Annotated in this window: 16 protein-coding genes; 2 read left to right on the plus strand and 14 right to left on the minus strand. The window is 60.1% G+C overall.

From position 1 onward, the window contains the following. Positions 1 to 113 precede the first annotated feature (113 nt). A complete protein-coding gene (locus tag AB1Z25_RS17560) occupies positions 114 to 1,079 on the plus strand; it encodes a glycosyltransferase family 2 protein (RefSeq protein WP_081545459.1) in 966 nt (321 codons plus the stop codon). A gap of 22 nt (positions 1,080 to 1,101) precedes the next feature. Continuing rightward, complete coding sequence (gene rfbF, locus AB1Z25_RS17565) at positions 1,102 to 1,887, plus strand: glucose-1-phosphate cytidylyltransferase (RefSeq protein WP_486635782.1); 786 nt, start codon at positions 1,102 to 1,104, stop codon at positions 1,885 to 1,887. A 4-nt stretch (positions 1,888 to 1,891) separates the two neighbouring features. On the opposite strand, the gene AB1Z25_RS17570 is transcribed toward rfbF (AB1Z25_RS17565), so the two are convergent. The 14 genes from AB1Z25_RS17570 to rfbF (AB1Z25_RS17635) form a co-directional block, all read right to left on the minus strand. Beyond that, positions 1,892 to 2,671 (minus strand): cephalosporin hydroxylase family protein, encoded by a 780-nt coding sequence (locus AB1Z25_RS17570; protein ID WP_235086914.1) that lies wholly within the window; start codon positions 2,669 to 2,671, stop codon positions 1,892 to 1,894. A gap of 67 nt (positions 2,672 to 2,738) precedes the next feature. Then, on the minus strand, positions 2,739 to 3,380 hold the full coding sequence (locus tag AB1Z25_RS17575) for a GNAT family N-acetyltransferase (RefSeq protein WP_235086912.1): 642 nt from the start codon (positions 3,378 to 3,380) through the stop codon (positions 2,739 to 2,741). A 24-nt stretch (positions 3,381 to 3,404) separates the two neighbouring features. Further along, positions 3,405 to 4,457, minus strand: coding sequence for an N-acetylneuraminate synthase family protein (locus tag AB1Z25_RS17580; protein WP_235086909.1), 1,053 nt, complete (start codon positions 4,455 to 4,457; stop codon positions 3,405 to 3,407). A 14-nt stretch (positions 4,458 to 4,471) separates the two neighbouring features. Next, a complete protein-coding gene (locus tag AB1Z25_RS17585; protein ID WP_486635783.1) occupies positions 4,472 to 6,262 on the minus strand; it encodes a thiamine pyrophosphate-binding protein in 1,791 nt (596 codons plus the stop codon). Continuing rightward, a complete protein-coding gene (gene fabZ, locus AB1Z25_RS17590) occupies positions 6,259 to 6,747 on the minus strand; it encodes a 3-hydroxyacyl-ACP dehydratase FabZ (protein WP_486635784.1) in 489 nt (162 codons plus the stop codon). Before fabZ ends, AB1Z25_RS17585 begins: the two co-directional genes overlap by 4 nt. Next, entirely contained in the window at positions 6,744 to 6,959 is a 216-nt protein-coding gene (locus AB1Z25_RS17595; protein ID WP_486635785.1) for a hypothetical protein, read from the minus strand. Before AB1Z25_RS17595 ends, fabZ begins: the two co-directional genes overlap by 4 nt. A 65-nt stretch (positions 6,960 to 7,024) precedes the next feature. Then, a complete protein-coding gene (locus AB1Z25_RS17600; RefSeq protein WP_486635786.1) occupies positions 7,025 to 8,224 on the minus strand; it encodes an acyl-CoA reductase in 1,200 nt (399 codons plus the stop codon). Next, a complete protein-coding gene (locus AB1Z25_RS17605; RefSeq protein ID WP_486635787.1) occupies positions 8,217 to 9,263 on the minus strand; it encodes a LuxE/PaaK family acyltransferase in 1,047 nt (348 codons plus the stop codon). Before AB1Z25_RS17605 ends, AB1Z25_RS17600 begins: the two co-directional genes overlap by 8 nt. A 44-nt stretch (positions 9,264 to 9,307) precedes the next feature. Further along, positions 9,308 to 10,756 (minus strand): AMP-binding protein, encoded by a 1,449-nt coding sequence (locus AB1Z25_RS17610; protein WP_486635788.1) that lies wholly within the window; start codon positions 10,754 to 10,756, stop codon positions 9,308 to 9,310. Between the two features lie 19 nt (positions 10,757 to 10,775). Further along, positions 10,776 to 11,888 carry a DegT/DnrJ/EryC1/StrS family aminotransferase gene (locus AB1Z25_RS17615; protein WP_486635789.1) on the minus strand — a complete coding sequence of 371 codons (1,113 nt, stop codon included), beginning with the start codon at positions 11,886 to 11,888 and terminating at the stop codon, positions 10,776 to 10,778. Continuing rightward, positions 11,885 to 13,108, minus strand: a complete 1,224-nt coding sequence (locus AB1Z25_RS17620) for a methyltransferase domain-containing protein (RefSeq protein ID WP_486635790.1) — start codon at positions 13,106 to 13,108, stop codon at positions 11,885 to 11,887. The genes AB1Z25_RS17615 and AB1Z25_RS17620 overlap by 4 nt, the downstream gene beginning before the upstream one ends. Beyond that, positions 13,105 to 13,668, minus strand: coding sequence for a dTDP-4-dehydrorhamnose 3,5-epimerase family protein (locus AB1Z25_RS17625; protein WP_486635791.1), 564 nt, complete (start codon positions 13,666 to 13,668; stop codon positions 13,105 to 13,107). Before AB1Z25_RS17625 ends, AB1Z25_RS17620 begins: the two co-directional genes overlap by 4 nt. Further along, positions 13,656 to 14,747: a CDP-glucose 4,6-dehydratase gene (rfbG, locus tag AB1Z25_RS17630; RefSeq protein WP_486635792.1), complete on the minus strand. Its 1,092-nt coding sequence runs from the start codon at positions 14,745 to 14,747 to the stop codon at positions 13,656 to 13,658. The genes AB1Z25_RS17625 and rfbG overlap by 13 nt, the downstream gene beginning before the upstream one ends. Beyond that, on the minus strand, positions 14,729 to 15,499 hold the full coding sequence (gene rfbF, locus AB1Z25_RS17635) for a glucose-1-phosphate cytidylyltransferase (RefSeq protein WP_235086877.1): 771 nt from the start codon (positions 15,497 to 15,499) through the stop codon (positions 14,729 to 14,731). Before rfbF (AB1Z25_RS17635) ends, rfbG begins: the two co-directional genes overlap by 19 nt. Positions 15,500 to 15,610: the final 111 nt, after the last annotated feature.

Here is a 15,610-nt window from a genome sequence, read left to right on the forward strand (position 1 = left end):
GCGACCGCAATGCGCAAGACTTCCCGGGCCGCTGTTTACAGTCGCCGATCTTCATCGGCCTTGGCTAGAATGCAGGCAGCAGCAACGACTTCCAATCTTTACAAGGTAGAACAATGACTATTCCAAAAGTAAGCATCGGCATGCCCGTCTACCGGGAGGCAAGATATCTGGACATGACTTTGCAATCGTTGCTGGGGCAGACTTACGGCGATTTTGAACTGATCATCTCCGACAACCATTCCGACGACGGCACTTATGAACTACTGCAAAGTTATGCCGCGGTAGATTCCCGCATCACTTTGCTGCGCACGGAAGAAACGGTTGCCGCGCCGCAGAACTTCTACCGGATTTTCGACCGCTGCCGCGGCGAATACATGATGTTCGCCGCCGGTCACGATCTGTATCACAAACAATACATTGAGCGCTGCGTCGCCCAACTCGACAACCAGCCCGATGTGGTTCTGGCGGTGACGGCATCCGCTTTTTTCAATGAAAGCGGCGTGGGCAGCCAGATCGGCGGTATTTTCGACACCCGCGGCATGGACACCTTCTCGCGCATGCATGTGGTGGCCTGGGGTCTGGTCTACGCCTATCAGGCCTACGGCATGAACCGCATGTCGGCCTTCCGCAAAGTGCAATACCGCAATGTGGCGATGCCCATCGTCGGCATCGACCATGTGCTGTTGTTCGAGATGGCAGCCCAAGGCGCATTCGCTTACGACCCTGAAATCCTGTTCTTCATGCGCCAGGCTCACGACTACGGCGATCAGGAAGCCTATAAGCGCAAGCTGATGCTGGATGGCCTGGATGGCTTCGCCAGCTATGAAAACCAGATCAACGCCTATATAGACGTCATCCGGCGCAATCTGCCCGCCGGACAGGAACGGGACATGATGATCAACAGCATAAGCAACTGCTGCCTGCTCAAGTACCGCAACACCCTGGCCTGCTATGGCTTGTCCTTCCCCCAGATCAGCGAAGAAACCTCCCCCATCCTGACCGAATACATCAAGGCCCAGGCCTCGGCCGCCAATTTCATGGATGTGTTGCTGCACGAGCGTTACGGCAGCATTCGTTGATTGACGCCATGGAAACTTGCAGATGAAAGCCGTGATCCTGGCCGGCGGACTCGGCACCCGGATATCGGAAGAAAGCCACCTCAAACCCAAGCCGATGATCAGCGTGGGAGGCCGGCCCATTCTGTGGCACATCATGAAGATCTTTTCCGCGCACGGCATCAATGACTTCATCATTTGCTTGGGCTACAAGGGCTATGTCATCAAGGAATATTTCGCCAATTATTTCCTGCACATGTCCGATGTGACATTTGATTTCACCCAGAATCAAATGAAGGTGCATCGCCAGCATGCAGAGCCCTGGCATGTGACTCTGGTCAATACCGGAGAGCACACGATGACCGGAGGCCGGCTCAAACGCGTGGCCCCTTACCTGCCGGCCGGCGAAGCGTTCTGCTTCACTTATGGCGACGGGCTGGCCGACATCGATCTGACCGCGGAGATCGCCTTTCACCGTGAGCACGGCAAACTGGCCACGGTGGCGGCGGTACAAGCGCCAGGCCGGTTTGGCGCCTTGGTGTGCAAAGGCTGCCGCGTCACAGGCTTCAAGGAAAAACCGCCGGGCGACGGCGGCTGGATCAATGGCGGCTTTTTCGTGCTGCAGCCCGAAGTGATCGCCTTGATCGAAGGCGACCACTCCAGCTGGGAGGGCGAGCCGATGGCGAAGCTGGCCGCCATGGGTCAGCTGACGGCCTTCCAACATGCCGGCTTCTGGCAGCCGATGGATACGCTGCGCGAAAAAATCCAGCTGGACGAGCTGTGGGAAAGCGGCCGGGCGCCGTGGAGGGTCTGGCAGCCCGAGCTGTCCTGATGGCTCAGGCGATACGCTTCAGATAACCGTCCGGCGCAACGGTGATCAGCAATTTATGGTGAATATCGGCGTCGATCTCGAATTCGGGATGGTCGGCCAGGTATTCGCGCACCGCGGTTTTGGGATTGTTGCCCGGCCCCCAGGGCCGATCCGTCGATAGTTCCGCCGGCATATCGTCAACAATGGTGTCGAAAACCACGCAGTAGCTGCCCGCCGTCACCAGGGGCGCATACGCCTTCAGCTCGGCCAGCACATGCTCATGAGTATGGTTGGAGTCCAGGCTCACCAAGATGCGCCGATGTCCTTTGGCGATGTCCCTGACCTTGGCTACCGTCTCGGGCGCCACGCTGGAACCCTCTATCATCTGAATCCAGTTGGCCATCGGATGGCTCTCAATCGCCGCGCGGTTGTGCGAGCGGATGTCGATGTCCAGACCCAGGACCTTGCGCCGGGTGCTTTTGGGATCGCACGCCGCCCCGCTTTCCACCGCCTCGCTCATATCCAGCATGGCCAGCAAGGACGCGTAATACACCAGGGAGCCGCCATGAGCGATGCCAGCCTCGATGATGAGATCCGGCTTCACCTGCCAAATCAATTCCTGCATCGCCCAGGCGTCGTTGGGAAACTGGATCGCCGGCCGTCCCATCCAGGCGAAATTATAGGACCACTTATGCCGGGCCACGTCGCGGGTCCAGGTGCGCGACAGTTGCTGGAGCGCTTGGTCTCCCGCCAGGCCTTGAATATTCTGCTCGACTTCCCGGGCAAACTTTTGAATCTCGTCCATTGGGTGCTTCCTTAGCATGGAATCCGGCGGCGGGCCTGCGAAGCAGCCCCGGCGTCGGAGGAAATCATCACTCGGGCTGTTCGATCACAAGCCGGAAACAATAGCGCTCATCCGGGCTGGATTCGTCTGACGCGCCCATCTCCCAGCGCGTTTCTCCGTTTTTGACGCGTTTGATCAGGGGATGACGCAGCCAGCCGGTGAAACCTATCTGCTTGTTCATCATCACCGAGGCCACGTTCTCCGTCATTACATAGGCATGGACGCGCCGCACCGCGGCCTCTCGCAATAACCAGGCAACCAACCGCCTTCCGGCGTAGACGAATAGTTTAGGATGCCCCAGGCGCTCGCCTCGCATCGCATTGTCGAGCAGAACCTCGTCCCGGCTCAGGTCCTTGAAGCCGAAATGCCCAACCACCTGGCCATCCGCACATACCAGGAACAGCAGCTGCCCCGGCGTTTTGAACAGCACCTCGCTCATCCAGCGCCGGGTTCGCTCAGGCGTCGCGACAAAATGGCTGAGAAAATTCGCCATATTCTGATTCCGCCATTCGGTGAGCTTGCGGATGATGTCGTCGTCGTCGAGGTCGGCCCGCGTCAGCGGCCGCAACACGCCGCAAGCCTGGCCCTCATCGTCCAGGATGTCGAGCTCCAGCGTCTGCCGGCCTGCGATCACATCGTCCAGGCGGGGCTGGATGGCATTAAGCGTCATCACGTTCAATGTCCCATTTTCACCTTAAGTAGAGGCCGGCTCATGGTCCGCCAGCAACGCCCACGTCAGCACCGTCTCAGCGCCCAGATCCTGTTTGAGCGTTCGCCCAAGCACCACCGCCAACTGCGATGGCGCAATGCCGTCGCCGGGGCGCTTGGCGTCTAAATCGGCCTCGGTCAATACATGGCCGGCGGGCAAAGCGCGTCGGGTGACGATGCTGCGGCGCATTTTCAATGCTTGCGCCCGCTCTTCATCGCTCAGCACGCGCCCCGCGCCGCCCATGGCCTCCTGCACCCGGTGACAGGCGCGTATCATCGCCCGCATCTCTTCGGGCTCCGTCGCCATCTGATTGTCCATGCCGATGCGCGAGCTATCCAAAGTGAAGTGCTTCTCGATCAGGCAGGCCCCCAGCGCCACCGCGGCGGCGGGTATCTCAATGCCCTGGCTGTGATCGGAATAGCCGATGGGGAAGGCGGGAAACTCGCTGCGCAAGCCGGCGATGTTCTGCAGACGGATCAGTTGGGGAGGAGACGGGTAGATCGAAGTGCAGTGCAATATGATCAGCTGACGGTTCCCGCTGGCCTCGATCGCGCGCACAGCCTCGCGGATTTCCTCGAACGACCCCATGCCAGTGGATAGCACCAGCGGCGCGCCCAGGCGTCCCAGCTGCTCTAGATAGGGTAGATTGTTGAGCTCCATCGAGGCGATCTTGATGAAGGGCGCCTTGCACTCCGACAGCAGAAATTCAGCTTCCTGGATGGAGTAAGGCGTAGAAGCGAAATCGATACCCTGCGCGGCGGCGTATTCGGCCAGCTCCTTGAGCTGGGCGCCGTCCAGAGCGAATTTCTTGACGATGCGCTTGGCGATGGCGTTGGCCTGGTAATAGCTGTCGCAATAAAGCGTCTCCGCGCTCCAGGACTGAAACTTCACGCAATCGCAACCGGCGGCCTTGGCCTCGTCTATCATCGCGCGCGCAATGCCCAGATCGCCGAAATGACTGGTATTGAGTTCGGCCACCACATAGGGCTTTAGATAATCCCCGACTTGGCGTCCATTGCCTAGGGTAATCACTGACATGCAAGGTCTCCGGCTTACTGGTCGATGGGCTCGACTATCATTTCTCGCAAGAACAATTCGCGTTCAAGAAAAGGCTGCTGATCTTCCAGCGGACGACGCACAAACCGGCGGTCCGCCTCGCTGCGGGCATGGCCCAACTCGATATAACCCTGATCGACTCGCCCCATGATTTCGCACAGCACCGGCCCGTCGTGGGCCAGCATGGCGGTCAAACCGGCATCCAGTTCGGAGGTACGCTCAATCCTCTGGTAGTGGAAACCGAAACACTGGGCCAATTGGGCGAAGTCGGGACAACTGACGCCGTTGTCCGGATCCGTGCCTATGGTCCGCTTGCGGAACAGATCCCGCTGCCGCCGCCGGATGATGGAGTAGACATTGTTGTTGATGACCACCACCTTGATCGGCAAGCGCTGATAGCGGATGCTCTCCAGCTCCTGCAGATTCATCATGATGGAACCGTCGCCGATAACGGCGACCACTGGCTGCGCGCGGCCATGCCATGCTCCTATGGCCGCGGGCAAGGCAAAACCCATCGAGCCTTGGGAAACCGGATGGACACAGTTGATTCCGGAGGAAAAGCGCATATTGGTCGGCAGAATCACTTCGGCCAGACCCGAGTCCGTCACCAACGTGGCCGGCGCGGGCAGCAGCCGTCCCAGGGACTCGGCCAACTGATAAAGATCGACGGCGGCGTCGGAGGCGAACGCAGGTTCTACCGCGCCGAACAGCGCTTTCCAATACCGACACTTGTCGGCCCATGGCGCCGGAGCCGTCGGCGTATTCTCGCTCAACAGCGCGCTGAGGAAGGCATGGACGTCGGCTTGCACCAATTGGTCGATGCGGACGCCGTCCTTGCTGTGTTCAACTGGATCGATGTCCACGACGACGGTATGCGCGCCGCGCGCGAATTTGCAGAAGTCAGGACCGGTGGTGAGCGAAGACAGCCGCGAGCCCAGCACCAGCACGAAGTCAGCGTTCTGCACCGCGAAATTGCCGGCGCGCGAGCAGCCCATGGACCCAACCGAGCCTATGGACAAATCATGGGCCGCGCCATAGCAGTCCGGCGCGGCGCTGGTATAGGTCAGCGGAATATTGCAGCGCTCGACCAGGATCTTGAGCAAATCCTCCGCGCCCGAGGCGCGCACGCCGCTGCCAATCAGCAATACCGGTCGTTTCGCGTCGCGCAGGCGAGCGCGCACCGCGGCCACGTCTTGCGGCGCCGGCCGCGGCGCTTCTACCGGGTACGCAGCGGGACGCTCGATCTGTTCCGGATCGATCAACGCGCTTTGCAGATCCAGCGGGATATCCAGCCAGACCGGGCCTTTGCGGCCAGACATGGCTTGCCGCAACGCCTCTTCCATCGCCGGGACGATTTCCTCCGGCGTGGAGATCATGCGCGCGAACTTGCTTATCGGGCTCACCAGAGCCACGATGTCGGCCTCTTGCTGCCCGTAGGTGCGCAAGGGAATGCCGGTATGGCGGCTGGTCTCGCGCAGGGTATTCTGGCCCGAGATGAAAATGCACGGCACCGCGTCCTGCCAGGCGCAGAGCACGCCGGTCAAGGTATTGGTGGATGCGCAGCCGGTAGACACCAGGCAAGCGCCCAAGCCCCCTCTTTGCTCCGCATAGGCCAGGGCGGCGAACGCGCAGGACTGCTCATGATGCAAGGACACCGGCTGCAAAGCCGCATGCTTGGCCAAAGCGTCGTTCAGAAACAAGGAGCCGCGCCCAGTCACCTGGAACACATGTTCCACGCCGGCTTGCGCCAGCCGCTGCATGATGTAGTCCGCAACCCGCATCATCATGCTTCCCTCGGCGCCTTGGGTTTGAACTGATCAAGAATATCCGGCACCGCCACCACGAATTCGGCGCTGCACGCCGGCTCGTCATCCACAAAGCTTTCGGCCGAGCCGATGGCGATGCCGCGCTTGAAGGACTTCAGGCTGGCTTCGATGCGCAGGGTGTCGCCCGGCACAATCTTGCGTTTGAACCGGATATTGTTGATTGAGACGAAGTTGGTCTTCATTCCCTTGTACTCCTCCTTGCACAAGAAGGTGAGGATGAAGGTCTGAACCAGGGTTTCGATCTGAACGAAACCGGGCACATTGGGCTCATCATCGAAATGGCCGGGAAAGAACCACTCGTTGTAAGTAAACCGTTTGACGCCGGTCGCCCGTTCTCCGGGCTGCAACTCAACAATCTTGTCGATCAACAGCACAGGATAGCGGTTGCGCTGACACTGGATGATGTCCTTGATGTCGAGGACCGCCGGTCCGTTCAGCGTGCTCATGCCGCCGGCTCGATGACGACCTTGTACTTGGCCAAAATCCCCTGGCCCGCCGCATAGCTGGAAAACTCGATGATGTCGTCGATATCCATCTCGATGTCGAACGCCTCTTCCAGCGCCGCCATCAAGGCCATATGCCCCACACTGTCCCAAGCCGCGATGTCTTGATATTTCAGCGCAGCCAAATCCTTTTGCTCCACCATGAAGGTTTCCATGAAAGCCTGGTCGTATTTTTCAAGATGACTCATCGCTTAATCCGTCGAAAGTTGAAAACCTTAGTTTACCGGTCGCTGATCACTCTAGATAGCGTGCCGACCAAGTCGTAACCGTCCCAAATCACGCCGATATCCAATGCTTTGCCCACCGGAACCACCCGGTCTATGCCAATCAGGCCTTCGGCCACGACAAACTGGATCAATTGCTGCCTGTCCACGCCAAAACAACTCAGGGTTTGATAACGCTCGCCCACTATCCGCTTCAGGCAATTCAGATCGGCGCAGACATATTCAAAAAAGAAACCATGGCTCCCTCGATGAATATCGATATCCTCAGGCAATTCCGCCAAACGCACGCGATAAATATCGTTGGCGTGCCGGCTCGAAGAAACGGCCGCATCCAAATGAATGGCCGTGCGGCACAAATGCGTGAACTTCTCGACAGCGTGCAGCGCCGGCGTCGCGCCCTTGCTCGCCAGCAAGCGCTGCATCGCCGGCCAGAAACGAAGCATCGCCGCTTCCGCTTGCTCTTGGCCGCCCAGCCATAAAATCAGATGCGGCGACGAGCAAGCGTTCTGATCCAGGAAAAACACATCGTTGTAAAACCCTTCGGCCAGCCCCCTCAGTTGCGGCTCGGAAGCCGTTAGCACCGCCTCCGCCGCCATCACGCACAGCGAGTAACGGTCGGCAAAAGCGACATCCACGCAACGCGCTTGCGTCGGCATCGCCCGCAAATGGGCAATGGTGCCGTCTCCGCCCCACAGCACGCGCGCATGGCAGGCGCGGGACAGCGCCGCCGTGACATCGTCGTTGCGCGGGTAACGGATCAAGGCGTTCATCGCCGCGATATCCGCGTGTTCCGGCAGGGAAAACAGGCGCTCGATCTCCTCGCAGATCACCGCCACTTGCGGATGAGCCGCGCCGGGAACGCGCACGATATTGGCGTTGCCCGCCAGCAATCCGAAGGCGAACGAGAAAGCGAAATTGACCGGCACATTGGATGGCGCGATATGCAAGGCCAGGCCGCGGCCAAGTCTATGCCCGGCCTTACCAAAGGCCCCGGCCAGCCGCCTCAGATTGGCTTTGCGGCACCAGAAGGCAAACGCGGCGATATCGGGATAGCGCCGCAGTTCCGGACGCGACAACAAGGCCTTGGAAAGATCCGCCAAAAACGCGATGGAGCTAGGCGAGTAAGGCGGCAACGGCCGGCAGGCGATCCGCTCCGGGCTGGCGCCGGCCAGAATCTCTACGGGGATATCAGACATGCGCTTCATAAGCATAGGTATCGCTGCAACCACGCGCTTCGGCCCGCGCCACGCGGCCGGACACTTTGAAATACTTGCCCAGCCGACCGCAAGGACAATCGTCCTCGCCCAGCACGGCGCCCAGGTCCTCGGTCAACAGCGCATGGCCGGGGTAGCTGCGCGGCGCCAGCGACAAGACCTCGATCAAGCCCTCCTCTCCCACGCCCGCAAGGCTGAAATCGCCGGGCCGGCGAACCAGGACATCGGAATAGATGGAGGCATGCAAATGGCCTTGCTCGCACTCCAGAAAGATGGAGCCGGTCTGCTCGACCATGCCGTAATAATTCACCACCTGCTCAACGCCGGCGCACTCCTGAAGCGCGCGGCGGAAATCCTCATTGCCCACGGCCAGATCCTGCAACTTTTTCCAGCCTCCGCCATGCAGCACAATGCCGCCGGCGATAGCCAGGCGTTGATTCATTTTCCGCAGCGGCAGCACCAAATGCTGCCAGATCATGAAGGTAAAACCGAAGATGAAGATAGGCTTCCCCGCATGCCGCTCCAGAAAGGCCTGCACCAGGCCCAGATCCAGTTCCATTCTCTCATTCAGCGCGTACGTCACATCCTGTCCGAACAGGGAGAAGCCCAGTATGCCGGCTCCCCGCGCGGAAAACGCCGCCCGGTCCCGCAGCACGCTTGGCGAATCGATCACCAGCATCGGCAATCTCTTCTTGCCCAGCACCGTTCCCATCAGCCGAGTCAGGATCTTGGTTTGCCAGGCCGCCGTCTCCTTATCCAGATAAATGCGCGACACTTGCTGACCAGAGGTGCCCGACGAAGTCATGGTCTTGAATACCTGGCTGCGCTCCACGCTGAGCAGATCAAACTCCTTGAACAAGCGGACAGGCAGGTATGGAACCCCCGCCAGACCAACGGCCGACGCGTCTTCCGCGCCCTGCAATGCCAGGATTCGCGCATACTCCGGGCACTGGCCGGCATGCCATTGCGTCAGTTCCCGCAAAGCGGCGGAGAGCGCGGCGGCTTTGGCCGCCGCATCCAACGAATACGGCCCCCACTCCAGCCATGGCGTGAAATCCGGCGCGCTCATGCCTGAGCTCCCCAAGCTTGCGGCGTCAATTCCGAATACAAGATCTTTCCCGAAGCATTGCGCGGCAAATCGCCTCCCGTCATCACCTTGACCGACTGCGGCGTCACCGTCAGATAGCGCGCCAGCATGATCTTGATCTCCTTGGCCAGGGCCGCGTCGCCCTGCGGCACATAGACTTCGAGCCTGTCGTCGACGCCGGCGCAAGCGGCGACATGGCCGGCGTCAAGCAGATACTGCTCCACTTCCTGCAAATTGATTCGATGGCCGAACAGCTTCAAAAAACGTTTCAACCGCCCAACAATGTAGTAATCGCCGTCGCTGTCCCTACGCGCGACGTCTCCGGTTCTCAGCACCCCCTGGCGCTCGTCGCCCGCGGCAAGATCGCCGAATCCGCAAGCATAGCCCATAGAGACATTGGGGCCTTGATACACCAGTTCCCCTTCCGCCTCCGCGCCGTCGAGCCGCTCGCCGCGCTCATCCTCCAGCCAGAACTCGCCGCCCGGCACCGCCGCGCCTATGCTGCCCGCCTTGAGCGCCGCCTTGTCCGCAGACAGATAAGACATCCTGGCCGTGGCTTCGGTCTGACCATACATGGTGAAAAACCGTATGCCGCGGCTCTGGCAATGCAATGCGAACTCGCGGCTGAGCTCCGGCGCCATTCGCCCTCCGGCCTGGGTCAGCGTGCGCAAGCTGGGCAGCTCCATGCCGGTGAAGCGCAACTTCCTCAGCATCTCGTAATGGTAGGGCACGCCGCCGAAACTGCTCGCGCGAACGGCTTGCAGGAAGCCCCAAAAACCACGCTCGAGAAACGTTTTCCGGCTCACCGCGATCTTGCTTCCCGCCAAGGCATGGCTGTGCAGGATCGACAGTCCGTAGGTATAACTGGGCGCCAAAGTGGTAATCGGCACTTCGTCGGCACCCAGCTCCAAATACTGAGCGATGGCCATGGCGTTGCTCAACACATTGCGCTGCGACAGGCGCACAAACTTGGGACTGCCGGTGCTGCCCGAGGTGCTCAGCAGCAAGGCCAGCTCGTCATGAACGCGATAGTCGGCCTCCTCTTGCGCAATCAGGCAGTAATCGCGGTAGGCAAACAGAGCCGTCGCCTCTGGAAACTCCGCGCGCCTCGCGGCAGGCAGCCAGATGAACGCGGGCCGATACGCGTCCAGCAAGGGCTGCAATTGCTGACTGGGCAGATTGGCGGCCAGCATCAAAGGCACCGCGTTGACGCTTAGCAGATGGAAATAACCGGCCAAACCGCCTATATCGTTGTCGCAAAGACAGAACACCAGCCGCCGCGCCAAGTCGCTCCCCAGCGACGGCGGCGCCAGCGCCAGCACCTCGCCATATGAGACGACCTCGCCTTGCTCCGACTCGAACAGCGGACGCGCGCCATGCTCCGCGAACGCGCCGGTCATGGCTTCCATCAGGCTAAGCGCCCTCATCGCAGAATGCTCCATCCGCTCAGCGGCCTTGCAGCACATCGCGCACCACGCCCGCAATGCGCTCGATGTCATCCGGCGTCATATCGTGAAAGCTGGGCAAATTGATGGCGCAGGCCGGCAAGGCCCAGGCATTGCGGTTTTCTGGCTTGGCGTCAAACATCGGCAAGCCCGACAAAGGCCAAAAGAACACCCGCGCATCGGCGTTTTCCTCAGCGAACGCCGCCTGCAGCACCTCGCGCGTAACCCCGGTCTCAGGCGAAAACACCGCGGTAGGCATCCAGGCGCCATTGACGACGCCCTCGGGTTCCGGATTCATCCTCACGCCGGAGAGCGGCTGCAACCGTTGGCGATAAGCGTCGAATATCTCACGCTTGCGCTGGATCAGTTCCTCGATGCGCTCCATCTGAGCGCAGCCCAGCGCGGCTTGGATATTCGACATCTTGTATTTGAAGCCCACCAAGTCCGGCCAGAACTGCTTGCTCTGACCGCTGGCGCGGCCATGATTGCTGAGGGTCAGCACGCGCTGATAGAGCTCGGCGTCATTGGTGACGAACATGCCGCCTTCGCCGGTGGTCAAGGTTTTGGTGCCGTGAAAGGAAAATGCGCCGAATCGCCCCATAGAACCGGCCCGCTTGCCGCGATACTCGGAGCCGATCGCCTCGGCGGCGTCCTCGATGACGGGAATCCCATGACGTTGCCCTATCGCCAGCAAAGCGTCCATATCGCAGACATTGCCGTACAGATGCACGGCCACGATGGCCTTGGTCCGCGGCGTGATGGCCGCCTCCACTTGGGCCGGGTCGAGGCACCAGGAGTCGGGCAGGATATCGACGAACACCGGCTCGGCGCCGAGATGGACGATGGGAGAAGCCGTTGCAATCCAATTGGTGTCGGCCAGGATCACTTCATCGCCGGGACCGATGCCAAGCGCGGCCATCCCCATATGCAAGGCCCCGGTGCAGCTGGAGGTCGCAATCGCGTAGCCCACCCCCAGATGGTTCTTGAACGCGGCCTCGAACTTGACGATGTAGTCGTAGCAGTGCTCGCCCCAGCCGTTGCGGGCGGCATCGGTCGCGTATTCGACCTCCAGATCGGTGATGGACGGCTTGGTGTAATGGATACGCGGTTTCATCGAATCTCCAGCGCGGGAGCCGCGGTGGCGAAGCGGCCGCCCCACTCCCGGATATAGTGAAGCTGTTGCATGACTTCGGCAGCGATATTCCAGGGCAGGATCAGCACGATGTCGGGTTTTTCCTGCTCCATCCTTGCCGGCGCGAAAATAGGCACATGGCTGCCCGGCAGATATTTGCCCTGTTTCGATGGCGCGGCGTCGCAGACGAAAGGCAGCAGATCCGGCTTCACCCCGGCGTAGTTGAGCAAAGTATTGCCCTTGGCCGCAGCGCCGTAGGCGGCCACTTTCTTACCTGTCCGCTTTTGTTCCAGCAGGAAAGTCAGCAAGCCATCCTTCACCTCGTCCACCCGCTGCTGGAAGGCCGCATAGACCGTCAGTTGACGCAGCCCGGCCGCGGCCTCCGCGGCCAACACGGCGGCGATGGCGGGACCATCGGCTCTCTCGTCGTCAACGTGGCAGGCGAACACGCGCAGGCTGCCGCCATGGGTCGGCAGTTCTTCCACATCGAACACCCGCAGGCCGGCGGCGACCAAAATGCGGGAAACGGTATACAGCGACAGGTAGGAAAAGTGCTCGTGGTAGACCGTATCGAATTGGACATGCTCGATCAGGCGCATCAGATGCGGAAACTCCAGCGTGATGGTTCCCCCAGGCTTGAGCGCCGCTTTCAGGCCACGGCTGAAATCGTTGATGTCCGGGATATGGGCAAACACATTATTGCCGACGATCAAATCCGCTTGTCGTCCCTCCCGCGCCAGACGCAGCCCCAAGTCCTCTCCAAAGAACTCGCGCAACACCGGAATGCCCAAGCGCTCCGCGGCCGCGGCGGTGCTGGCGGTCGGTTCGATGCCCAGGCAAGGAATGCCGGCGGCCAGCACATTCTTCAACAGATAACCGTCGTTGGCGGCAACCTCGACGACAAAGCTGTCCGCGCCCAGTCCCAAGCGCCCAAGCATCTCGTCGACATAGCGCGCCGCGTGAGCCAGCCAGCTGCTGGATGTCGAGGAGAAATACGCGTAGTCCTTGGAAAAGAGCAAGTCCGCCTTCGCGTAATCCTCGGTCTGAACCAACCAGCAATTGCCGCAAACTTTCAACTTGAGCGGGAAATAAGTTTCCGGCACACCCAGCTCCGCCTCGCTCAGATAGGCGTTGGACGGCGGCGCGAAGCCTAGATCAAGGAAGGTGTGCTGCAACGGCCCTGCGCAATGTCGGCAATTCATGGTTCAAACCCGGTGAAATCAGAGGACAACAAGGGATGGTTTTGGTCCCGCGTGGAAAGATCGCGGACCGGCAGCGGCCAGCGGACGCCCACCCGCGGCTCATCGTAACGCAAGCCTCCTTCGGCGGCGGGCTGATAGAACGCCGTATGCAGATACAACAGCTCGCTGTCCGGTTCCAGCACCTGGAAACCATGCGCGCAGCCCTCGGGAATGATCAGCATGCGTCCCGTGTCGGGGCTCAGCTCTTCCGCATGCCAATGCAGGAAAGTGGGAGAGCCCGCGCGCAGATCCACCAGCACATCCCATACCCGGCCGCGAATGCAGCGCACCATTTTCATCTCAGCATGCGGCGAGTGCTGAAAATGCATGCCGCGCACCGCGCCAAGCGCCTGGGTCCGCGAGTGATTGATCTGAACGATGCGTCGGCCGCCCAGCAAGCCGGCCAGCTCCTGCTCGCAAAACAAACGGGAAAACGCGCCGCGGTGGTCGGCATAAGGCGCAGTCTCCGCAAGCGCGGCACCGTCTATGTTGGTTTGTCGAATACGCATCAGGACACCCAAACCGCGTTTGCCGCGCGAGCGGACTCGATATAGCTCGCAAGTTGATCGAAGGTGATGATCTGCCCGGAGGCGTGGTGGTGACGATACCAGTCCGCCGTCATCTCCAGGCCTTGCTCCAAGCTCAATACTGGAAACCAGCCCAAGCGACTACGGGATTTCGCACAATCCAGGTACAACAAGCCAGCCTCATGCGGCTGCTCACCGACCGCCGCTTGCCAAGCCAATTGCAGCCAAAACCGCTGCAGCTTCGCCAATACATCCGCCACGCTGCGGTTGGCCTCCGCCTGCGGGCCAAAATTCCAGGCCTCGGCCAAGGATCTCTCACCTTCTAACAAACGCTGGCCAAGCAGCAGATAGCCGGACAGGCACTCCAGCACGTGCTGCCATGGGCGGGTGGAGCCTGGCGAACGGATGTGCAAGGGCCTTCCTTGCGTTACGGCTCGCACCAGATCAGGAATCAAGCGATCCTCGGACCAATCTCCTCCGCCAATGACGTTGCCGGCGCGAACCGTTGCCAACAGCGGCGCGTCGTCGTTCTGCCAGAAAGACTTCCGATAACTGTCCACCAGCAGCTCGCAAGCGGCCTTGGACGCGCTATAGGGGTCATGGCCGCCCAGCGCATCCACTTCTCGATATCCCCAAGACCACTCATGATTGGCGTAGACCTTATCGGTAGTCGCCACCACTACGGCGCGCACGCTAGGGGTTTGACGACACGCCTCTAGAACCTGGGCCGTTCCCATCACATTGCTTGACCAGTTCTGCAACGGGTCGCGATAGGAACGTCTGACCAAGGCCTGAGCCGCCAGATGAAAAACCATCTCCGGCTGCGCCTGATCAAATGCGGCGCGCACGGCTGCGGGGTCGCGAATATCCCCGCGCAGGTCCCGCACCGGACATTCCAGCAGATCCCAGTGATTGGGCGAGCCGTCCGGTTCCAAAGCCAGACAGGTGACATCGGCCCCCAAACGCGTCAGCCAGGCGGCCAGCCAGCTGCCCTTGAAACCGGTGTGGCCGGTCAATAGCACCCTGCAGCCAAGGTAGCGATCGCCAAACAGTCTCACGACCACACCTTCCACGGAGGATTGCCGTCCGCCCACAGTTTTTCCAACTGGTTCTTGTCGCGCAGCGTGTCCATTGCCTGCCAGAAGCCTTTATGCCGATAGGACATCAACTGCCCCTCCTTGGCCAAGCGCACCAGAGGCTCAGCCTCCCAACTGGTCTGATCATCCTCGATGTAATCGAAGATCTGAGATTCCAACACGAAAAAACCGCCGTTAATCCAAGCCCCATCGCCGGCCGGCTTTTCTTGAAACCCGCTCACCGTTTCACCCTTGATTTTCAGCGCGCCATAACGGCCAGGCGGCTGAATTGCGGTAACCGTGGCCGCCTTGCCGTGCGAACGGTGAAACTCAATCAAAGCCCTAATATCGATATCGGCAACCCCGTCGCCGTAGGTAAAGCAAAAAGGCTTGTTATTCAAATGCTCTCGGACTCGCTTAAGCCGCCCGCCAGTCAAAGTATCCTCGCCGGTATTGACCAGCGTCACTCGCCAAGGCTCGACATAGCGCTGATGCACCTCGATCTCATTATTGGACATATCAATAGTGACATCGGACATATGCAAGAAGTAATTCGCAAAATACTCCTTGATAATGTAGCCCTTGTAGCCGCAGCAAATCACAAACTCATTCACGTCGTAATGCGAATAAGTCTTCATGATGTGCCATAAAATAGGCTTGCCGCCAATTTCAATCATCGGCTTAGGCTTCAAATAGGATTCTTCCGATATTCGAGTACCCAGCCCGCCTGCAAGTATCACCGCTTTCACATTTGCTCCTATTTATTCTTTTCGCAAAATGGAACACACGCCTTGCAATGCGGCGCTCTCCAGCACAAGCCCTCGCACCTTGCTCCAAGCGAAAATACTATTCGACTACCG

Source organism: Chromobacterium sp. HL1, from assembly GCF_057418835.1.